General features: G+C 68.3%; 24 protein-coding genes and 1 pseudogene. 5 read left to right on the plus strand and 20 right to left on the minus strand.

The window, feature by feature from the left end:
- Positions 1-60: 60 nt before the first annotated feature.
- From ptsP to ACW11F_RS08555, 13 genes and pseudogenes are all read right to left on the minus strand, one after another.
- Positions 61-1,782, minus strand: coding sequence for a phosphoenolpyruvate--protein phosphotransferase (ptsP, locus tag ACW11F_RS08495; RefSeq protein ID WP_456996417.1), 1,722 nt, complete (start codon positions 1,780-1,782; stop codon positions 61-63).
- The gene (locus ACW11F_RS08500) at positions 1,782-2,051 is read right to left on the minus strand and encodes an HPr family phosphocarrier protein (protein WP_456996418.1); all 270 of its coding nucleotides are present in this window, start codon (positions 2,049-2,051) and stop codon (positions 1,782-1,784) included. The genes ptsP and ACW11F_RS08500 overlap by 1 nt, the downstream gene beginning before the upstream one ends.
- A gap of 9 nt (positions 2,052-2,060) precedes the next feature.
- Complete coding sequence (locus tag ACW11F_RS08505; RefSeq protein WP_456996419.1) at positions 2,061-2,456, minus strand: PTS sugar transporter subunit IIA; 396 nt, start codon at positions 2,454-2,456, stop codon at positions 2,061-2,063.
- Between the two features lie 141 nt (positions 2,457-2,597).
- Positions 2,598-3,473, minus strand: a complete 876-nt coding sequence (gene rapZ / locus ACW11F_RS08510; RefSeq protein WP_456996420.1) for an RNase adapter RapZ — start codon at positions 3,471-3,473, stop codon at positions 2,598-2,600.
- A complete protein-coding gene (gene hprK, locus ACW11F_RS08515; RefSeq protein WP_456996421.1) occupies positions 3,466-4,434 on the minus strand; it encodes an HPr(Ser) kinase/phosphatase in 969 nt (322 codons plus the stop codon). Before hprK ends, rapZ begins: the two co-directional genes overlap by 8 nt.
- Positions 4,431-4,886, minus strand: a complete 456-nt coding sequence (locus ACW11F_RS08520) for a PTS sugar transporter subunit IIA (RefSeq protein ID WP_456996422.1) — start codon at positions 4,884-4,886, stop codon at positions 4,431-4,433. Before ACW11F_RS08520 ends, hprK begins: the two co-directional genes overlap by 4 nt.
- A 97-nt stretch (positions 4,887-4,983) precedes the next feature.
- On the minus strand, positions 4,984-5,313 hold the full coding sequence (hpf, locus tag ACW11F_RS08525; protein WP_456996423.1) for a ribosome hibernation-promoting factor, HPF/YfiA family: 330 nt from the start codon (positions 5,311-5,313) through the stop codon (positions 4,984-4,986).
- 173 nt (positions 5,314-5,486) lie between these two features.
- Positions 5,487-6,909, minus strand: a pseudogene (locus ACW11F_RS08530) (RNA polymerase factor sigma-54).
- 45 nt (positions 6,910-6,954) lie between these two features.
- Entirely contained in the window at positions 6,955-7,674 is a 720-nt protein-coding gene (gene lptB, locus ACW11F_RS08535; RefSeq protein ID WP_456996424.1) for an LPS export ABC transporter ATP-binding protein, read from the minus strand.
- A complete protein-coding gene (gene lptA / locus ACW11F_RS08540; protein ID WP_456996583.1) occupies positions 7,674-8,183 on the minus strand; it encodes a lipopolysaccharide transport periplasmic protein LptA in 510 nt (169 codons plus the stop codon). Before lptA ends, lptB begins: the two co-directional genes overlap by 1 nt.
- Positions 8,164-8,721 (minus strand): LPS export ABC transporter periplasmic protein LptC, encoded by a 558-nt coding sequence (gene lptC / locus ACW11F_RS08545; protein WP_456996425.1) that lies wholly within the window; start codon positions 8,719-8,721, stop codon positions 8,164-8,166. Before lptC ends, lptA begins: the two co-directional genes overlap by 20 nt.
- Positions 8,718-9,263: a KdsC family phosphatase gene (locus ACW11F_RS08550; protein ID WP_456996427.1), complete on the minus strand. Its 546-nt coding sequence runs from the start codon at positions 9,261-9,263 to the stop codon at positions 8,718-8,720. The genes lptC and ACW11F_RS08550 overlap by 4 nt, the downstream gene beginning before the upstream one ends.
- An 8-nt stretch (positions 9,264-9,271) precedes the next feature.
- Positions 9,272-10,258, minus strand: a complete 987-nt coding sequence (locus ACW11F_RS08555; protein ID WP_456996428.1) for a KpsF/GutQ family sugar-phosphate isomerase — start codon at positions 10,256-10,258, stop codon at positions 9,272-9,274.
- Between the two features lie 62 nt (positions 10,259-10,320).
- Here ACW11F_RS08555 and ACW11F_RS08560 point away from each other — a divergent pair, with 62 nt between their 5' ends.
- Positions 10,321-10,566: a BolA family protein gene (locus ACW11F_RS08560; protein ID WP_456996429.1), complete on the plus strand. Its 246-nt coding sequence runs from the start codon at positions 10,321-10,323 to the stop codon at positions 10,564-10,566.
- Entirely contained in the window at positions 10,566-11,843 is a 1,278-nt protein-coding gene (gene murA / locus ACW11F_RS08565) for a UDP-N-acetylglucosamine 1-carboxyvinyltransferase (RefSeq protein WP_456996430.1), read from the plus strand. Before ACW11F_RS08560 ends, murA begins: the two co-directional genes overlap by 1 nt.
- Before the next feature lie 92 nt (positions 11,844-11,935).
- Here murA and ACW11F_RS08570 read toward each other — a convergent pair whose 3' ends face one another.
- The 4 genes from ACW11F_RS08570 to purM form a co-directional block, all read right to left on the minus strand.
- Positions 11,936-12,619, minus strand: a complete 684-nt coding sequence (locus tag ACW11F_RS08570) for a DUF3108 domain-containing protein (protein ID WP_456996431.1) — start codon at positions 12,617-12,619, stop codon at positions 11,936-11,938.
- Between the two features lies 1 nt (position 12,620).
- Positions 12,621-13,415 carry a DUF3108 domain-containing protein gene (locus ACW11F_RS08575; protein WP_456996432.1) on the minus strand — a complete coding sequence of 265 codons (795 nt, stop codon included), beginning with the start codon at positions 13,413-13,415 and terminating at the stop codon, positions 12,621-12,623.
- A gap of 94 nt (positions 13,416-13,509) precedes the next feature.
- The gene (purN, locus tag ACW11F_RS08580; protein ID WP_456996584.1) at positions 13,510-14,124 is read right to left on the minus strand and encodes a phosphoribosylglycinamide formyltransferase; all 615 of its coding nucleotides are present in this window, start codon (positions 14,122-14,124) and stop codon (positions 13,510-13,512) included.
- A gap of 10 nt (positions 14,125-14,134) precedes the next feature.
- Entirely contained in the window at positions 14,135-15,178 is a 1,044-nt protein-coding gene (purM, locus tag ACW11F_RS08585; RefSeq protein ID WP_456996433.1) for a phosphoribosylformylglycinamidine cyclo-ligase, read from the minus strand.
- Positions 15,179-15,290: 112 nt separating this feature from the next.
- On the opposite strand from purM, the gene ACW11F_RS08590 reads away from it, so the two are divergent.
- Genes ACW11F_RS08590 through hda form a run of 3 tightly spaced genes read left to right on the plus strand, consistent with a single transcriptional unit; the run spans position 15,291 to position 18,248 of the window.
- A complete protein-coding gene (locus tag ACW11F_RS08590; RefSeq protein ID WP_456996434.1) occupies positions 15,291-16,361 on the plus strand; it encodes a DUF2066 domain-containing protein in 1,071 nt (356 codons plus the stop codon).
- A 7-nt stretch (positions 16,362-16,368) separates the two neighbouring features.
- A complete protein-coding gene (locus ACW11F_RS08595; protein WP_456996435.1) occupies positions 16,369-17,553 on the plus strand; it encodes an AI-2E family transporter in 1,185 nt (394 codons plus the stop codon).
- Positions 17,550-18,248: a DnaA regulatory inactivator Hda gene (hda, locus tag ACW11F_RS08600; RefSeq protein ID WP_456996436.1), complete on the plus strand. Its 699-nt coding sequence runs from the start codon at positions 17,550-17,552 to the stop codon at positions 18,246-18,248. The genes ACW11F_RS08595 and hda overlap by 4 nt, the downstream gene beginning before the upstream one ends.
- On the opposite strand, the gene murU is transcribed toward hda, so the two are convergent.
- Genes murU through ACW11F_RS08615 form a run of 3 tightly spaced genes read right to left on the minus strand, consistent with a single transcriptional unit; the run spans position 18,245 to position 20,275 of the window.
- Positions 18,245-18,973: an N-acetylmuramate alpha-1-phosphate uridylyltransferase MurU gene (gene murU, locus ACW11F_RS08605; protein ID WP_456996437.1), complete on the minus strand. Its 729-nt coding sequence runs from the start codon at positions 18,971-18,973 to the stop codon at positions 18,245-18,247. The two genes, hda and murU, sit on opposite strands and share 4 nt — an antisense overlap.
- Positions 18,970-19,971 carry an aminoglycoside phosphotransferase family protein gene (locus tag ACW11F_RS08610; RefSeq protein ID WP_456996438.1) on the minus strand — a complete coding sequence of 334 codons (1,002 nt, stop codon included), beginning with the start codon at positions 19,969-19,971 and terminating at the stop codon, positions 18,970-18,972. Before ACW11F_RS08610 ends, murU begins: the two co-directional genes overlap by 4 nt.
- A 10-nt stretch (positions 19,972-19,981) precedes the next feature.
- A complete protein-coding gene (locus tag ACW11F_RS08615; protein WP_456996439.1) occupies positions 19,982-20,275 on the minus strand; it encodes a GlsB/YeaQ/YmgE family stress response membrane protein in 294 nt (97 codons plus the stop codon).
- Between the last annotated feature and the right edge of the window lie 58 nt (positions 20,276-20,333).

The following is a 20,333-nucleotide window of genomic DNA, read 5'->3' on the forward strand; positions in this document are numbered from 1 at the left end:
GGCGTTCATGATGCCGGCATTATCCCGCATCCGCGTGAGGCATGAAACGCATCGTCGCGTTCAGTCGGCGGCAGCAGTGGCCATCCAGCGTTCGATCGCGGTGCGGTCGCGTGCGCGCAGCAGATGCCGCCCGCGCTCACGCAACTGGCCGAGGTGGCTGTCGCGGATCACCCGGCGCACTTCCAGCATGGTGGCCGGGTGCAGGCTGAACTCCTCCAGCCCCAGCGCCAGCAGCAGGCGGGTGAACATCGCATCGCCGGCCATTTCGCCGCACAGGCTGACCGGGCGGCGGTGGCGCCGGGCGGTGCGGATGAGGTCATGCAGCAAGCGCAGCAGGGCCGGGTGCAGCGGGCTGTACAACTCGCCGAGATGCTCGTTGTTGCGATCGGCGGCCAGCAGGTATTGCACCAGATCATTGGTGCCGATGGAGATGAAGTCGATTTCGCCGATGAAGCCGGTCAGTGCCAATGCCGCCGACGGCACCTCGATCATCGCGCCCAGCGGCACTTCATCGGCGATGGAATGGCCTTCGCCGCGCAAGCGGCTTGCACACTCGGCCAGCAGTGCGCGTGCGGCGCGGATTTCGTCGCGCCCGCTGACCATCGGCAGCAGGATGCGCAGCGGTCCATAGGCGGAGGCGCGCAAAATCGCGCGCAACTGGGTGCGGAAGATGTCCGGGCGTGACAGCGACAGACGGATGCCGCGCAGGCCCAGCGCCGGGTTGTCCTCGCCGCGCAGGGCAAGGCCGGTGTCATCGGCCTTGTCGGCGCCGAGGTCGAGCGTGCGGATGGTGGCGGTGCGCCCGGTCAGGCCGAGCACCAGGTCGCGGTAGGCGCGGAACTGGGTGTCCTCATCCGGCAACTCGCGCACGCCGAGGAACAGGAACTCGGTGCGGTACAGGCCGACGCCCGCCGCGCCGAGGGCATGCGCATGCGCCACGTCCTCGCGCGATTCGGCATTCGCCCACAGCTTGATGTCGACACCGTCGCGGGTGCGCGTGGGTTCACGGCGCAGGCGGTTCAACTGCTGCTGTTCGCGCCGATGGGCCTCGCTGCGCCGGCGGTGATCCTCGAGGTCGGCGGCACTCGGCTCGCGGATGACGATGCCTTCGCCACCATCCACCACCAGCACGTCGCCATCGTTCAGGCCCTGCAGGGCATAGGCGGCACCGACCACTATCGGCAGGTGCAGGCTGCGCGCGAGGATCGCGCTGTGTGACAGGGCGCTGCCGCTGGTGGTGACCACGGCGAGCACACCCTGCGCCTGCAACTGGGCGATTTCCGCCGGCGCGATGACATCGGTGACCAGGATGTCGCCGGCCACGCCGTGCAGTTCCGCCTCCTTCTGGTGCAGCGCCGCGTGGATGCGGCCGATGACCTGGTCGATGTCTTCGATGCGGCTGCGCAGGTAGGCATCGTCCATGCCGAGGAACACGTTGGCGATGCGGTCGCGCTGCAAGCGCAGGGCATAGTCGGCGCTGTAGTGCTGGCGGCCGATCAGTTCGTCCAGTCCCTGCAGCAGCTCGGGGTCGTCCAGCATCAGCACGTGCAGGTCGAGGAACTCGCCGACTTCGTGCGCCAACGCGCCGTGCAGGCGTTCGCGCAGACCGCGGATTTCCTCGCGCACCTGCTCGATCGCCGCATGCACGCGGGCAAGCTCCGCCGGCGCCTGGTTGGCCGGCACCTGCTCGCGTTCGACCTCCAGTGCCTGCGGCAGGCGCAGGCGTGCACGACCCAGTGCGGTTCCGCGCGAGGCGGCGATGCCGGACAGGTCGCGACGCATCAGGCCTCCTCGTCGAAGCGACGTGCGAACAGGTCCAGCGCGGCGGCCATCGCCGCGGCTTCGTCCTCGCCCTCGATGCGCAGGGTGACCCGGCTGCCGGGTCCGGCCGCCAGCATCATCACCCCCATGATGCTCTTGGCATCCACTTCGCGGCCGCGTGCGGCGAGGAAAGCGTTGCTGCGATAGCCCGACAGCAGTTGCACCAGGCGCGCGCTGGCGCGTGCATGCAGGCCGAGACGGTTGTCGATGGTGATTTCCTGCTGCAGCATGCCGACCCCCTACACCGGGTCGTCCAGCAGCACGCCGTTGCGCCCGCCGAGCGAGGCGGTGGCCTGCAACGCGTCCAACGCCTGTTCCGGGTAGTTCATCACCCGCAGCAGCATCGGCAGATTGAGCCCGGCGACACGCCGTGTGGGCGAGCCCAGCTGCGCCAGCCTCGCCGCCAGGTTGCTCGGGCTCGCACCATACAGGTCGGTCAGCAGCAGCACGCCGTCGCCGCTGTCGACGCGGCGCATGGCCGCGCTGGCCGCCGGCAGGATGGCGTCGAGGTCGGCATCGAACGGCACCTCGAAGCTGCCCGCTGCCAGTGGCAGGTTGCGCAGCACGCGCTCGGCCGAGGCCAGCAGCGCGGCGCCGACACCGCTGTGGGTGATCAGGAGAACGCCGACGCTCATCGCGTGCGGCCTTGGCAGGGACGTGGTCGTGGCATGTGGATTGAGTGCACGAAGAGGCGTCCAGTGTGCCTGATGGCGGCACTCGACGAGGGTCGTCGCCAATCCGCATGCGGGCGGGTGCTGGCCATGGTGCGCGGCCGGTCAGGCATCCAGCTCACGATGGAAGCTGGCGGCATCCGGCCAGCCGCTGGTGCGGAAGTGCGCAGCCAGGGTTTCGGCCAGGTACACCGAACGATGACGGCCGCCGCTGCAGCCGATGGCCACGGTGATGTAGCTGCGCGTGTCCTGACGCAGGCGCGGCAGCCAGGCACCGAGGAAGTCGCGCACTTGGGTGTAATAGGTCTGCACGTCGGCTTCGCCATCAAGGAACTCGCGCACCGCCTGGTCGCGCCCGGACAGCGGACGCAGCTGCGGGTTCCAGTGCGGATTGGGCAGCACCCGGGCATCGAACACGAAGTCGGCATCCGATGGCAGGCCGCGGCGGTATGCGAATGAGGCGAACAGCAGCAGCGGCGGCTTGTCGCGGCCGATGCCGAGGCGTTCGATCACCTCGCGGCGCAGCTGGTGCACGTTGAGCCCGCTGCTGTCGATGCTCTCGTCGGCCAGCGTATGCAGCGGCTTGAGTGCCTGGCGCTCGAGCCCGATGGCATCGGCGAGGGCGAGGCCGAGGTGGCTCAGCGGGTGGCGGCGGCGGGTATCGGCATAGCGGCGCAGCAGCACCTCGTCGCTGGCATCAACGAACAGCAGGCGCGGGTCATGTCCCTGTTGACCGAGTTCCGACAGCCATTGCGGCATGTGGTTGAGGTCACTGCGGCTGCGCACGTCGATCGCCACCGCCAGCGGTGGCGGGCTGTCGCCGCCATGCAGGGTGAAATGCTTGCGCACGCAATCGCTGAGCAGTTCCGCCGGCAGGTTGTCCACGCAGAAGAAGCCGTTGTCCTCCAGCGTCTTCAGGGCGATCGATTTGCCGGCGCCGGACATTCCGGTGACCAGCAGCAGGCGCGGTGACTCAGGCATCGACGGGTTCCTCGCCATCGGCGGTTTGCAGGAAATGCGAGTGACGGGCCATGAAGGCGGCCGCGGGATGCACGCCCTTGGCGCGCAGGATGTGCTGGCGTGCGGCGGCTTCGGTCAGCACCGCCAGGTTGCGTCCGGGCATCACCGGCAGGGTGATCATCGGCACGTCGAGGTCGAGCACGCGGCGGCTGCCAAGGTCGCCGGTGAGGCGTTCGATGCCGGCCGGACTGGCTTCCAGCGCGGGACGGGTCAGGTGCACGATCAGGCGCAGGTACTTGTTGCGCTTGACCGCGGTGTCGCCGAACATCTCGCGCACGTCGAGCAGGCCCAGGCCGCGCACCTCCAGCATGTCCTGCAGCAGTTCGGGACAGGCGCCGTCGAGCACGTCCGGCGCGATCTGGGTGAATTCGGGCGCGTCGTCGGCCACCAGACGATGGCCGCGGGTGATCAGCTCCAGCGCCAGTTCGCTCTTGCCGGCACCCGACTCGCCGGTGATCAGCACGCCGATGGAATAGATTTCCATGAACACGCCATGCAGCGTGGTGCGCGGAGCCAGCTGGCGTGCAAGGTGGTATTGCAGGTGGTTGAGCAGCTCGTGGCCACGGCGTGGCGATGTCCACAGTGGCGTGCCGGACTCGTCGGCCGCGGTGAGCAGGTCCTCGGGCGCGGCGTGACCCTTGCCGATCACCAGTGCCAGCGGCTGCGCCTGGATGATCTTCTCGATCGCTTCCCAGCGCGCGCGGGCATCAAGTTCGTCCAGCCACGCCAGCTCCTCGCTGCCGAGGATCTGCACCTTGTTGGGATGGATCAGGTTGAGGTAGCCGGCCAGCGAGGGCCGCCGTGCATTGGTTTGTGCCGCGACCAGCATGCGCTGCGCCTCGTGTTCGCCCCCGACCCAGCGCAGCGCCAGCTTTTCGCGCATCTGCTCGAACAGCTCGCCGGCACTGATGCGCTGACTCATGGCGGCGGCACCTGGGCGAGCAGGGCATGGGCGGCGTCGGTGTCGTGCGCCGTGCGCAATGCGTCGCGGAACCCGGCATCGATGAAGCGTTCGGCGATTTCCGCCAGCAACTGCAGGTGCTGGCGGGTGAAGTGCGCGGGCACCGACAGCGCCAGCACCAGATCCACCGCTTCGCCATCGACGGCATCAAGCTCGAGCGGCCGGGCCAGGCGCACGAAGGCGGCACGCGCCTCGTCGAACACGTCATTGCGCCCATGCGGCAACGCCACGCCGTGGCCGATGGCGGTGCTGCCCAGGCGCTCGCGCTGGCGCAGGCTGGCAAGGATGTCATCGCTGCGCGCAGGATCTTCGTCGGCGAGCAGCTGTGCCAGCCGGGCGAGCAGGCCGTCGACATCGTCGACCGCAACATCCAGGGCAATGCGCGTGGGCGCCAGCAGCGTGCGCAGGCTCATGCGGCGGGGAACGGGCGGGCGGCAGGGACGGGTGGCATGGCATCGGGCACCGTCACGGCGGGATGGCCGCGCGGCGCGCTGCGGTGGAGGTCGGGGTTCAGCCGAATGCACCCTCGCGCGCGGCACTGTCATTGCGGCGCGCGCGGTCGTGCAGCTTCTGCTTGTGCTTGACCAGCACCCGGTCCAGCTTGTCGGTCAGCAGATCGATCGCGGCATACATCGTCTGTGCGCTGGCGTCGGCGTGGTAATCGGCACCGGCCACGCGCACATGACCGACGGCGCGGTGATGCGGCTTGTCCAGTTCCAGCTGCAGCCGGACCTGCATCGGTTGCTCGAAATGCCGCTCCAGCCGACTCATCTTGTCTTCGCCATAACTGCGCAGCGCGTCGGTGACTTCGATGTGCTGGCCGTAGACCTCGATCTGCATGGCTTTCCTCCCGGGCTTGGTGTGCGTCTCCATCACAGCATCGCGCAAGCGGGTTGGCAAGAGGTGAAGGAGCAGTTAAACGAAGTGCGATGCGGGCTTCGCGGTGCACTGCATGGCTGCGGAAGGCCGTGTGATCGCGTGGCATGAGCCGCAGAGGCCAAGCGCCGACAGCTTCAGAGCCGCACGCGCTCTTGCGAGGAGGGAATGCCCAGTGCCTCGCGGTACTTGGCCACCGTGCGCCGGGCCACGGCCACGCCGCCGGCCTCGAGCTGCCGTGCCAGGGCCGCATCGGACAGCGGCTTGCGCGGGTTCTCCGCTTCCACCAGGTCGCGGATCATGGACTGGATGGCGGTGCTGGAGGCCTCGCCGCCTTCGCCACTGATGCCCGAGGCGAAGAAATCGCGCAAGGCCAAGGTGCCGCGCGGGGTGCGCATGTACTTGCGTGCGATCGCGCGCGAGATGGTCGATTCATGCAGTTCCAGCTTGCTGGCGACCTGACGCAGGGTCAACGGACGCAGCGCCTGCGGACCGAACTCGAGGAATGCGGCCTGTTCGCGGATCAGGTATTCGGTGACCCGCAGCAGGGTTTCGCCACGTTGCTGGATGTTCTTCAGCAGCCAGCGCGCTTCCTGCAGCCGACCGCGCAGATAGTGTCCATCCTCGCCGCCGGCATCGGCGGCCATCGCGGCGTAGTGGCTGTTGATCGTCACCCGCGGCTGTGCATGGCTGGCGAGGGTGGCGCGCCACAGGCCGTGCTGGCGCCAGACCACCACATCGGGCACCACGTAGCTGTCATGCGCGACGCTGCCGATCTGCGCACCGGGCCGCGGATCAAGGCCGCGCAGCAGGTCGATGGCGATCGCGGCATCCTCCGGCGACACCTGCATTTCGCGTGCGATGCCTTCCGTACCCAGGCGCGGCAGGCGCTCGATGGCTTCGCCGCAGATGCGGCTGGCGAGCTCCCGCCCCGGGGTGTCGGCGGGCAGCAGCTGCAACTGCAGACACAGGCATTCCCCCCAGATCGCGGCCGCCGCAGCCGGGCGGGTCAAGTTGCTGGATCAGGTGCAGCACCGGAAGGATGTCTTCATCATCCAGCGACCATTCCGCCGGCAGGGCTTCACGGATGGCGGCAAAATCCTCGCGCAGATAGCCGTCGTCGTCGATGCCGTCGATCAGCGCCAGGCCGATCTGCATGTCGCGCGGCGAGAGGCGGGTGAGCCCGAGCTGCCAGGCCAGGTGCTCGCGCAGGTCGCGGTCGGCGGCATGGCGTGCCAGCACGTCATCGTCCCCGCCGCCTGCGCCGGTTCCCTGCGACATGGACCAGTCGTCACCGGCTTCGCGCCATTCATCGCGGACATCATCGGCCTGCCAGTCATCAACGGCATCCTGTGCGGCACGCTCGCCTTCGCCGATGCCGTCCACAGGCTCGGGTTCGACCGCGTCCTCGGCCCATTCCAGCAGCGGATTGGTTTCCACCTGCTCGGCGAGCTCCGCATCCAGCTCCATGGCCGACATCTGCAGCACCGCCAATGCCTGGCGCAACTGCGGCGTCAGCGCGAGGGTCTGGGTCTGTCGGGCCTGGAGCTGCGGTTTCATGGATCCCCTTGCACGCGCGTGGATGGCCTCCCGCGCGTGCCGGGATCACAGGCGGAAGCCTTCGCCCAGATACACCCTGCGCACGTCCGGGTTGGCCAGCAACGTGTCCGGAGCCCCCTGCGCGAGCACGCTGCCTTCGTTGAGGATATACGCGCGGTCGCAAATACCCAAGGTTTCGCGCACGTTGTGGTCGGTGATCAACACGCCGATGCCACGCTGCTTGAGATGGGCGATGATCTTCTGGATCTCGCCGATGGAAATCGGATCCACGCCGGCGAAGGGCTCATCGAGCAGGATCAGGCGTGGACGCGCGGCCAATGCACGGGCGATTTCGCAGCGACGGCGTTCACCGCCGGACAGGCTGCTGCCGACCTGGTCGCGCACGTGTTCGATCTGCAATTCCTCCAGCAGCGAGGCCAGTTCGCGCTCGCGCGCAGGGCGGTCGAGATCCTTGCGCAGCTCCAGCACCAGGCGCAGATTGTCGGCCACGCTCAGTTTGCGGAACACCGACGGCTCCTGCGGCAGATAGCCCACGCCGAGCTTGGCGCGTTCGTACATCGGCTGGTGGGTGATGTCGCGGCCATCAAGCTCGATGCGGCCGGCATCGGCCGGCACCAGGCCGACGATCATGTAGAAGCAGGTGGTCTTGCCGGCGCCATTGGGCCCGAGCAGGCCCACCACTTCGCCGGGTTCGAGGGTCAGGCCGAAGTCGCTGACCACCACGCGCGACTTGTAGCTCTTGCGCAGGCCGCTGGCGACAAGCATCAGTTGCCTTCCGCGTTGCGTGGCTTGATCGTCATCTGCACCCGGCCGCTGCCCTGGCCGCCACTTTGCACCTGGCCGCTACGCATGTTGTAGACCACGCGCTCGCCGCGCAGGTTGCCGCGCGGCTGGGTGATCACCACGCCTCCGGTGAGGATCACGGTTTCGCTGCGCATGTCGTAATCGACCTTTGTGGAACGCGTGCTCATCGGTGTTCCATCGTCCATCTCCTGCGACATCGTCACCGGATTGCCGCTGAGCACGGTGCGCGAGATGTCGCCGCCGGACTGGTATACCTCGGCGCGCGCGGCATTGATCTTCAGCGTGCCCTGGGTGATCACCACGTTGCCGGTAAGCACGGTCGGGCTGCCGTCATTGTTGGCGTTGTATTCGGTGTGGTCGGCGCTGATGTGCATCACCGCACGCCGGTCGGAGGACTTGGCCATGGCCAGGCCGCTGGCGACCACCAGCACCAGGGCGGCGATCAGGGCTTTACTTGATGGACGGCGCATATTGGGCACGGACCTCGGATTTCAGGATGAAACGGTTCTCGTCGAGTCGGGCCTCAAGGCCGCGGCCGCGGGCGATGGAACCGGGTTGGGTGATGGTGACCAAGCCGTCGCTGGTGGCGATGTCGCGGTCGCGGAACACGTCGAGCGCTTCGGTCTGCATCGTCAGGCCGCTGTCTCCATCGGGGTTGTCCAGCTGCACGTCGCCGCGCAGGCGCAAGTGGTTGCCCTCGCCATCGACCCAGCCGCTGGCCGAGCGCGAGCGCCAGTGGCTGCCGTCGCGGTGCGGAAACGTGAACACGGGATTGTCGATGTCCATCTCGCGAGTATCGGGACTGCGCGCCAGTTGCGGCGCCCTGAGAGTGAAGCCCTCGCTGCCGTCCTTGCGCAGGGCGATGATTTCGAAATCGTGCAGCAGATAGTCGGCGCGAGCCTGCGCGGCAGCCTCACCGGGCGGCTGCCGGCGCTCGTGCAGGATGCCCCAGCCGACCGCGATCGCCGCCACCAGCAGCACCAGACGCAGCACGCCACGCCTGCTCACGCCGGCACCCCGAATTCGGCCAGCACCGCCTCGTGCCGGTCCTGCGCCAGCAGCAGCAGGTCGCAGAAGTCACGCGCGGCACCGTGGCCGCCAGCGCGCGGCGTCACCCAATGTGCACGCGATGCGGTCCACGGGTGCGCATTGGCAGGCGCCACCGCCAGACCGACATGGAGGAACACACCCAGATCGACCAGGTCATCGCCCATGAACGCGACTTGATCCATTTCCAGCTGCAGGCGCGCGGCGATGTCGCGCGTGCTCGCCAGCTTGTCCTTGGCCGCGGTATGCACTTCGGTCAGGCCCAGTTCGGCGCCGCGGATCTCGGTGACCCGGCTGCGGCGGGCGGTGATCAACGCGACCTCGATCCCGTGCCGGCGCAGCAGCGCCAGGCCCAGACCGTCCTGCGCATGGAATGCCTTGTGCTCGCGGCCGTCATCATCGAAATGCAGGCGTCCGTCGGTCAACGTGCCATCCACATCGAAGCAGGCCAGCCGGATGCGGCGGGCGCGTTCTTGCACGTCCTGGGGTGCGGTGATCGACATGAATGCGATCACACCACGCGCGCGCGCAACAGGTCGTGAATGTTCAGCGCGCCGACCACACGGCCGTCCGCGTCGACCACCGGCAACGCACTGATCTTGTGCTTCTCCATCATCCGCGCCGCCTCCACTGCCAGTGCGTCGGCGCGGATCGACTTCGGCTGGCGCGTCATCACCTCGCCGATGCTGAGCACGCGCACATCGGCGCCGGCATCCAGCGCCCGGCGCAGGTCGCCATCGGTGAACAGGCCGCTGAGGCGGCCCTCGCCATCCACCACCGTGGTCATGCCCAGGCGCTTGCGGCTGATCTCCAGCAGGGCTTCGCTGAGCCGGGCGTCCTCGCCGACGCGGGGCACTTCGTCCTCCACGTGCATGACGTCGCGGATGTGCAGCAGCAGGCGTCGGCCGAGGCTGCCGGCGGGGTGCGAGCGGGCGAAATCCTCGGCAGTGAAGCCGCGCGCTTCGAGTAGCGCGACCGCCAGCGCATCACCCAGCACCAGCGCCGCGGTGGTGCTGCTGGTCGGGGCAAGGTCGAGCGGGCAGGCCTCGGCCGGCACACGCGCGTCGATGTGCGCATCGGCACGACGGGCGAGGGTGGACTGCGGCTGCCCGGTGATCGCGATCAGCCGGTTGCCCTGACGCGCCAGCACCGGCAGCAGGGTGATCAGTTCATCCGTCTCGCCGGAATTGGACAGCGCCAGCACGATGTCGGCATCGGTGATCATGCCGAGGTCGCCGTGGCCCGCCTCGCCCGGGTGCACGAAGAACGCCGGGGTGCCGGTGGAGGCCAGGGTCGCGGCGATCTTGCGCGCCACATGGCCGGACTTGCCCATGCCGGTGCAGACCACGCGCCCGCGAGTCTCCAGTACCAGTCGGCAGGCGTGGGTGAAACCGCCATCCAGACGTGCACCCACCGCATCGAGCGCGGCGGTTTCGGTGGCGAACACGCGGCGCGCGCTGGCCAGCAGGCTGTCGGTGGAGGCGGGGGCGGCGGACATGCGGGGGCAGGGGCGAGGCGCTAAACTAATCGGTTCATTTTACCCGTTTGGAGAGCGCCGCGATGAACCCCGCCCGCATCGAGCAATTGATCCTTGCCGGCCTTCCCGATGCCCGGGTGGAGGTGCAGGGCGCGGATGGCGTTCACTTCGAGGCGCTGGTGGTGAGCGAGTCATTCCGCGGCAAGCTGCCACTGGCGCGGCATCGCATGGTCTATGCCACCTTGGGCGAGCGCATGGGCGGCGAGATCCACGCGCTGGCGCTGAAGACGCTGACCCCGGAAGAGGCAACTGCGGCCGGAATCGCCTGATGCAGAAGATCGTGGTCGAAGGCGGCGCGGTTCTGCGCGGCGAGGTGCCGATTTCCGGCGCCAAGAATGCGGTGTTGCCGATCCTGTGCGCCACCTTGCTGGCCGAGGCGCCGGTGACCATCGCCAACGTGCCGGCCCTGCATGACGTGCGCACCACGATCAAGGTGCTGGAAGGGCTCGGCGCCGACGTGGACATCGACGAGCGGCATTTCGGCCGCGGATTGGAGAGTGCGCTCACGGTCGACCCGCGCCCGGTCGACCAGCATGTCGCGCCCTACGAATTGGTGCGCACCATGCGCGCCTCGGTACTGGTGCTCGGTCCGCTGCTGGCCCGGCATGGCCGCGCTGAAGTGTCGCTGCCCGGCGGCTGCGCGATCGGTTCGCGCCCGGTGGATCTGCACATCAAGGGCATGCAGGCGCTGGGTGCGCAGGTGGAGGTCGAGCACGGGTTCATCAAGGCGCAGGCCGAGCGCCTGCGTGGCGGGCGCGTGGCGTTCGAGATGGTCAGCGTCGGCGCCACCGAGAACGTGTTGATGGCGGCGTGTCTGGCCGAAGGCGAGAGCGTGCTGGAAAACGCCGCGATGGAGCCGGAGATCGTCGATCTCGCTGCCTGCCTGGTGGCGATGGGCGCGAAGATCGAGGGCGCAGGCTCCGGGCGCATCCACGTGCAGGGGGTGGAGCGGTTGCAGGCCGCACGCCATGTGGTGCTGCCCGATCGCATCGAAGCCGGCACTTTCCTGGTCGCCGCGGCAATGACCGGGGGCCGGGTGACGCTGCGCCATGCCGATGCCGACTCGATGGAGGCGGTGCTGGCCAAGCTGGAAGAAGCCGGTGCGCGGATCGACATCGACGGAACCTCGATCACCCTCGACATGCAGGGCCGACGGCCGCGTGCGGTGGACATCCACACGCAGCCGCACCCGGGCTTTCCGACCGACATGCAAGCCCAGTTCATGGCCATGAACTGCGTGGCCGAGGGCGCGGCGGTGATCAGCGAAACCATCTTCGAAAACCGCTTCATGCACGTGCAGGAGCTGCTGCGGCTGGGCGCGGACATCCACATCGATGGCCATACCGCCTTCGTGCGCGGCGTGGAAAAGCTCACCGGAGCGCCGGTGATGGCGACCGATCTGCGCGCCTCGGCCAGTCTGGTGCTGGCTGGTCTGGTCGCCGAGGGCGAAACCGTGATCGATCGCATCTACCACCTCGATCGTGGCTACGAGCGCATCGAGGAAAAGCTCTCCGGCCTGGGTGCCGGCATCCGTCGCATCGACTGAGCGCGGGCGGCTCGCGCCGGCAGTCAGGGCAAACGAAACAGGCCCCGTCGAGCGGGGCCTGTCGTGATTGCCGCGGGCGAAGTGGCTGGCGCTTAGTTGACCGACTGCAGGCGCAGGTCGATGGTGTCGCCGTTGTCGTCACGTTGCAGGATGCGCACCGGAACCGGGACGTTTTCGACCACCCACAGGCTCATGCGGTTGCCGCCGTCGTTGCCATCGACCTTGATCGCGTTCAAGGTCTTGCCGTCGACCTGGATGTTCTCGCGACCCGCGGTGCGGAAGGCGATGGTCTTGACCTTGCCGTTCTCCACCAGGCGATAGCGCAGCGGCTTGCCGGCCAGGGCATCGCGCACGATGGCGAGGTTCAGCGTCATGCCGTCGACGTCGCCGGCCTGCAGCCGCACCGGACCCTTGCGATCCTCCTTGACGTGCCCGCTCCAGGTTGCCTGGCCGGCACCCCAGTCGTACTGGCCCTGCTTGCTGCGCTTGCGCACCACCATGTTCACCGACTCGCTGTTGCTGAGCGGCCGCAGGCGCTCGCCGCCGGCATCGACCACGGCGCTGCGCTCGAGTTGCACCAGCGCATTCTGCACGTTCATGCGGTAGGTCCAGCGATGGCTTCCGGCCGGGCTCAGCGACATGCTGGCATTGGCTGCCATGTTGTTGTAACTGGCACGGTAGCTGGCATTGAACGCTTTCAGTTCGGCGGCCTGTGCCGGGACCAGTGCGGTCAGGGCAAGTACCGCGGCCAGTGCCGCATTGCGGTGGATGGACATGTCAGACTCCCTTGTACTGGATCAGCATCAGGTCGAGCGGGGCATCGTCACCATCCTGCAGGTGGATGCGTACCGGCAGCGGCACTTCCGGGGTGTACCAGACCACGGTGCGGTCGCCACCCGCCGCGCCGCGCTCGATGCGCCAGGCGTCGTAGCCAATCTCGCCGATGCGCACGTTTTCCGTCGCCTGCGAGACCTGATAGCGGTGTTCACGGCTGCGCGAATCATCGACGAAGCGGTAGGTCAGGGTGGCCCCCGGCTGCGCATCGCGCATCACCGCCAGGTTGATCAGCAGGCCGCTCATGTCGCCGGCCTGCAGCGCGATCTCGCGGCCGCGGCGCGACTTCTTCACATCGCCCGACCAGGTGGCGATGCCCTTGGCCCAATCATATGCACCGACGGTCTTGCGGGTGGCGAACAGCGCATGGCGCACGGTGCTCTGCGTGATCGGCCGGTACTGGCCGCCCAGCACTTCGAACACCGTGCTTTGCTGGATGTTGACGCCTGCGGCACCGGCCAGGCCTTGGGTACCCTGGATGCCGAGGTCCACGCGCCAGCGCGCACCACCGGTATTGACCAGGCGCATCACCGCCTGGCCCAGCGGCTTCTGCCCGCGGAACACCTGATAGGTGCCGGCGAAGGGGCGCAGCACGAACGGCGGCAGCGGCGCCGCGTCGGCCACCGCCTGCACCTGCGTCTGGTCCGCGGCGGCGGATGCCGCAGCGGCAGGCAGGGGCCGGGCGCCAACGGTCGATGACAGGACCAGCACGGCAATCAGGATGGCAGGACGACGCATGGGCAGTTCGTTGTTCGGGTCGTTATCCGGGTGCGTGGACAATCTAATGTGCCGGCGGTAAATGCGGCATGACCGCCGGCGGTCGGGTTGCGCCCTATTCAGGCAGGTCCGGTACAGGCAGGCCCGGCGGTGGCCGCAGCCGGCCCAGGCTGGCATCGTGCAGCACCTGCACCAGCAGCGCATGCTCCAGTGGCAGCAGGCGTGCGGCGAGGCGAGCCTCGTCATCCCCGGGCAGGATCGGCATGCGCGTTTGTGCGATCACCGTGCCCGCATCCAGTTCCGGGATGACCCAGTGCACGCTGGCACCGTGTTCGGCATCGCCGGCTTCCAGCGCGCGGCGATGGGTATGCAGGCCGCGGTACTTCGGCAGCAGCGACGGGTGGATGTTGAGCAGGCGGCCGGCGAAACGGTGCACGAAGGCGTCGCCGAGGATGCGCATGTAGCCGGCGCAGACCACCCAGTCCGGCGCGGTCGCGGCCACCGCATCGCCGAGTGCGGCTTCGAAGCGGGCGCGCTCGGCATGCCACCCCGGGTCACGGCTCCAGCGCAGGGCAGGCGCGACGCGCTGCAGTGCCTCGCAGCCGGGGCGATCGGAAAACACCCCGACCACCTCGGCATGCAACTTGCCTTGGGCGATCGCGTCCAGCACCGCCTGCAGATTGCTGCCGCGGCCGGAAACGAGGAAGGCGATGCGTGCCGGTGGCAGCAGCGCGGCGGATTCAGCCAATGCGCACCCGCTCGCCATTGCTGCGCGCCACCACCTGGCCGATCGCTCGCGGCCCAAGGCCGAGGCGTTGCAGTTCGTCCTGCACTGCGCCGGCCTGTGCCGGATCCACGATCAGCACGAAGCCGATGCCGCAATTGAAGGTGCGCCACATTTCCGCATCACTGACCGCGCCTTCGCGCTGCAGCCAGTCGAACACCGCCGGCAGCACCAGTGCGCCCGCATCGATGTCCAGTCCGAGCCCGTCGGGCACCACGCGGATGATGTTCTCGCTGAGGCCGCCGCCGGTGATGTGGGCAAGGCCGTGGATCGCCGGTCCGTGCGCGCCGGCGAGGAGATTCAGCAACGGCTTGACGTAGAGCCGGGTCGGCGCCATCAGCGCGTCCTCCAGCGAGATCTCGCCCAGGGTCATGCCCAGCGGCATTCCGGCACGCTCGAGAATGCGGCGGATCAGCGAATAGCCGTTCGAATGCGGGCCGCTGGAGGCCAGCCCGAGCAGCACGTCGCCGGCGCGCACCTGGCTGCCGTCACGCAGCTCGCTCTTTTCCACCCCGGCGACACAGAAGCCGGCGAGGTCGTATTCGCCCGGCGCGTACATGTCCGGCATTTCCGCGGTTTCACCGCCGATCAGCGCGCAGCCGGCTTCCTCGCAACCGCGCGCGATGCCGCCGACCACCGCGGCGGCGGTGTCGATGTCGAGCTTGCCGGTGGCGAAATAATCGAGGAAGAACAGCGGCTCGGCGCCCTGCACCAGCACGTCGTTGACGCACATCGCGACCAGATCGATGCCGATGCTGTCATGCCGGCCCAGTTGCTGCGCCAGCTTGAGCTTGGTGCCGACGCCATCGGTGCCGGAGACCAGCACCGGTTCGCGGTACTTGCCGGAGAGGTCGAACAGCGCACCGAAACCGCCGAGCCCGCCCATCACGCCCGGGCGCAGGGTGCGCTTGACCAGCGGCTTGATCCGCTCCACCAGCGCGTTGCCGGCATCGATATCCACACCGGCGTCGCGGTAGGTCAGGGGGGTGGGCGAATTCACGGCGTCCTCGCTGGGCATCGGAAACGGCGATTTTACCAGTCGTCAACGCCGCGCGATGGACGCGCAGCCGCGCCTGCGGCACCATTTGTGCATCGGTTTCCGGAACAGACACATGTCGACAGCGATTCGTTGGGCCTGCGCGGTCATGCTGCTGCTGGCGATGGGCGCGGCCCACGCGCAGCGTGCCGAAGGCAGCCGTGCCGCCGCCCAGGGCGTGTACCAGGCCGAAGTGCCGGTGCGCTCGCAGACCGAAAGCGAGCGCAACAGCGGCTTTGCGCGTGCACTGGTGCAGGTGTTGTCGAAGATCTCCGGCGAGCGCAGCCCGCAGCAGCGGCCGGGCGTGGGCGAGGAGCTGCGCAACGCGAAAGACTACGTGGCCGGCTACGACTATCGTCAGGATGAAGGTGTTTCCGCCAGCGGGGCGCCCACGTTCAGCACCATGCTGGTGGTGCGCTTCAAGCCGGACAAGGTCAACGAGCTGGCGCAGCTCGTCGGCGTGCCGGTCTGGCCGGAGCCGCGGCCCAAGCCGGTGCTGTGGCTGGCTCTGGATGACGGCAGCGGGCCGCGTCTGGTGGCGTTGAAACAGGTCAACGTCGCGCGCAGCGCACTGGATCGCGCGCAGGCGCGTGGCTATCGCCTGGGCCTGCCGCAGGGCAACGCGGCCGAACAGGCCATCGCCGGCGCGATCTGGCGTGGCGACACCGCCGCGGTAGCGCGCATTTCGCGTGCCTATCGCCCGCCGATGCAATTGATCGGCAAGGTGCAGCGCGCCGGCAGCGGCTGGCGTGCGGACTGGATCTTCGTCGACAACGGCCGCGTGCTGGCGCGCCGCTCGGAAACCGGTGCCGACGCGCGACGCGTGATCGCCACCGGTGCCGATGTTGCCGGCGATGCGTTGGCGCGCAAATATGCCCGGGCGACTGTGCCGGCCAGCCCGCCCGGCGACTTCCGCCTGGTGTTCAGCGGCATCCACAGCGGCAGCGATTACCTGCGCTTGGTCGGCTACCTCGAACGGCATTCGCTGGTCGGCACGGTGGTGCCGGTATCAGCCGAGGGTGAGCAGGCGGTGTTCGTGGTGCACCTGAAGAGCGGCCTTGCCGGGTTCCGTCGCGTGATCGAGCGCGATGGCGTGATCGCCGCCGACCAGGCCGAAGGCGGTGACGCTGCCTTCCGCTTGCGCTGAGGCCGCCATGGCAACGTCTGCGCAAGCCTCACTGGCCATCATCGCCCGCTTCTTCCGCTGGATGCAGTGGGGTGTGGTGGCACTGGGGCTGGGTTGGCTGCTGGGCCGCCTGTCGCCGGTGCTGACGCCGTTCGTGATCGCGGCGATGCTCGGCTGGCTGGGTGATCCGCTGGTGGATCGCATCGAGGCGCGTGGTGCCAGCCGCAATACCGCGGTGTTCGCGGTGTTCACCGTGATGACGCTGGCCTTGCTGCTGTTGTTGCTGATTCTGGTGCCGCTGGTGGTGCAGCAGGTCACCACCCTGGTGCAGTCCTGGCCGGAATACCAGCGCTGGTTCGATGGCTGGTTCAGCGGTCGCCTGGCGCCGTGGGTCGAGCAAAACTTCCATTTCGACCTGGTGGCCTGGTTCGAGGCCGATCACCTGCTGGAAATGCTGCGCCAGCACTGGCAAAGCGCCGGCGGGGTGGCGGTCAATCTGCTCGGCTTCGTCTCGCGCTCGGGCCTGACCATGATGCTGTGGGCGGCCAACGTGGTGCTGATCCCGGTGCTGGCGTTCTTCTTCCTGCGCGACTGGGATCGCTTCGTCGAGCGCATCGCGGCGCTGGTGCCACGCGACCATATCGACACGGTGACGCGCCTGGCGCGCGAATCCGACGAGGTGCTTGGCGGCTTCCTGCGCGGTCAGTTCCTGGTGATGGCCGCGCTGGGCGTGCTGTACGGCGTGGGCCTGTGGCTGGCCGGGATCAAGGTCGGCATCCTGATCGGCATCATCGGTGGCCTGCTCAGCTTCGTGCCGTATCTGGGGCCGGCCTCGGTGGTGGTGATGGCGACCGTGGCGGCGCTGGTGCAGGGACTGGGTTGGCAGGGGCTGGCCGGGGTGGCGGTGGTGTTCACCGTGGCGCAGCTGATCGAGAGCTATCTGCTGACGCCGAAGCTGGTCGGCGAGCGCATCGGCCTGCACCCGATGGCGGTGATCTTCGCAGTGATGGCTGGCGGCGTGATGTTCGGCTTCCTCGGCATGCTGCTGGCGTTGCCGGCGGCGGCGGTGATCAACGTCCTGCTGCGTTTCGCGGTGGAGCGTTACCGCGCCAGCCGCGCCTATGTCGGCGAGGGCCCGGCGATCGTGGTCGGTGACGAACGACGCGTTGTCGCGACGGTGGACAGCACGGACAGCGAGCCACCACAGACGTGAACTCCATCGCCCGGCAACTGCCGCTGGCCCTGCGTTACCCCTCCGACCAGCGTCTGCAAGCCTACGTCGGCGCATCGGACGTGATGCTGGCGCAATTGCGCGCGCTGGCCGCGGGCGGGGACTGGCTGTACCTGCATGGCCCGGGCGGGGTGGGCAAGACGCATCTTGCGCTCGGCCTGTGTGCCGAGGCCGAGGAGCAGGGCGTCGCGGTGCGCTATCTCGCCCTGCCGTCGCTGGCGGGCGCAATGGCCGCTTCGCTGCCGCAGCCGCAAGCGGACACCTTGTACGTGCTGGATGGGCTGGAGGCAGTGGCCGGCCGTCGCGATGACGAGATCGCGCTGTTCGATTTCCACAATCACGCGCGGCGCGTGGGTGCGCGCGTGCTGTATGCGGGGCGCGAGGTGCCCGACGCGCTGGGCCTGGTATTGCCCGACCTGCGTTCACGCTTGCAGCAGCTGGCACGCATCCGCCTGCACCCACCCGACGACGCGACGCGCGGCGAGATCCTGCGTCAGCGTGCCGAGCGGCGCGGCCTGCAACTGGAGCCGCCGGCGCTGGACTGGCTGCTGCGCCGGGTCAATCGCGACCTCGTCAGCCTGACCCGCATGCTCGATCGTCTGGATCGGGAATCCCTCGCCGCGCAGCGCCGCATCACGCTGCCGTTCCTGCGCCAGGTGCTGGGCACGGAGGGCTAGGCGACCGGCGCCTGGCCCGCTTGCGCCTTCTGCAAGTGGCGGTTGAGTTCGGCCAGGCGCTCGGGGGTGCCGACATCGGTCCACTGTCCGCGATGGTGGTCGCCGCTGACCTTGCCCCGCGCCATCGCCGCGCGCAGCAACGGGGCCAGCTTGAAGCGCGGCGGGATGGCATCGCTGCCCGGTGCGGTACCGATCACCTCGCGCCAGTGCTCCAGCAGTGCCGGGCGGTACACGCCGACGCCGGCAAAAGTCAGTCTGTGCGCGCCCTCGTCGTGCAGGCGGCCGTTCGCATCCAGCACGAAGTCACCCTCCGGGTTGTGCGGCGGATTGTCCACCAGCAGCAGATGGGCGAGGCCTGCGGGCGAGCGTGGCAGGGCGGCAAGGTCGGCATCACAGAAGATGTCGCCGTTGACCGCAATGAACGGTGCATCGCCCAGCAGCGGCAAGGCGTTCAACATGCCGCCACCGGTTTCCAGCGGGGTTTCACCTTCGTACAGGAAATGCAGGCGCAGGCCGAAGTCGCGGCCATCACCCAGCCGCGCAGGGAATTGTTCGGCCAGCCAGGAGGTATTGATCACCACGTCCTCGACGCCGAGTGCGGCGAGGCGATGCAGATGCCAGGCGATCAGGGGCTGGCCACCGACTTCGAGCAGCGGCTTGGGCACGCGGTCGGTCAACGGACGCATGCGCTGACCCAGCCCGGCAGCGAATACCAGTGCTTTCATGCCGGGGCTGGTGCTGCCTGCAATGCGTGCATCGCAGGTTTCACGCGCCGCTGCAGGAAGTCATGCAGGGGCTGCAATGCGGCATGGCGTGGCAGCACCTCGTCGAGGTAGCCGAGGAAGCGCGGGGCGTCGGCCAGGTATTTCGGTTTGCCATCGCGATGATGCAGGCGCGCGAAGATGCCGAGCACCTTGAGATGGCGCTGCACGCCGATCAGATCGACATCGCGCAGGAAGCGCTCCGGCGCGGGCAGGGGCACGCCTGCCGCACTGGCGCGCTGGTGGTAATGCCGCAGCCAGGCATCCACCCGCGGTGCCGGCCAGCTGATGAAGGCATCCTTGAACAGCGAGAGCACGTCGTAGGCAACCGGCCCGGTCACCGCATCCTGGAAGTCCAGTACCGCCGGGCCATCGCGCACCGGCATCAGGTTGCGCGGCATGAAGTCGCGATGCACCAGCACCTGCGGCTGTGCCAGTGCCGCGTCGATCAGCACCCGTGCCGCGGCATCGAGGGTTTCCAGTTCGCCGCAATCGAGCGCGAGTCCAAGGTGACGCTGGCAGAACCATTCATCGAACAGGCGCAACTCGCGAAGCAAAAGGGCTTCGTCGTAGGCCGGCAGCCAGGCCGGCGGCGCGATCGCCTGCAAGGTGAGCAGCTGGTCGATGGCGGCATCGAACAGGGCATCGGCATTGTCGGCATCGAGCCGCTGCAGATAGGTATCGGTGCCGAGGTCTTCCAGCAGCAGGAAGCCGATATCGCGCGCTTCGGCGATGATGCGCGGCACGCGCACGCCGCCGTGCTGCAGCACCTGGTGCATCGCCAACCACGGTCGCACATCCTCCAGCGCCGGCGGCGAATCCATCAGGATGTACGAGGTGTCCGCGCCGATGCCGCGCCAGTAGCTGCGGAAGCCGGCATCGGTGGACGCGCGTTCGAGTTGCAATCCTGGCGCGCCCAGCGCAGCGCGCGCCCAGGCCAGACGTTCGGCTTGCCGATCCATGGTGCCGTGCTCAGCGACGGCTTTTGAAGATGCGCCGTTCGCGCGGCGAGCGGAACAGGCCGACCACGATCAGGATCACGATCGCGCCCAGTACCGCGGCGATGAAACCGGCCGACTGGCCGGGCTGGTACCAGCCGAAATGCTGGCCGACGGCGCCGGCCAGGAGTGCGCCGCCGATGCCGATCACGATCGTCATCAGGCAGCCCATGCGCTCGCGTCCCGGCTTGATCAGGCGTGCCAGCAGGCCGACCAGAAGACCGATGAAACCGATATAGAGCCAGTTTTCGCTACCGAACAGCGGCATGGTGATTCCCGTCGAGGCCGTGGCAAAAATCATAACAGTGGTGAATGCGGGATGCCCG

Source organism: Luteimonas sp. e5, from assembly GCF_054031035.1.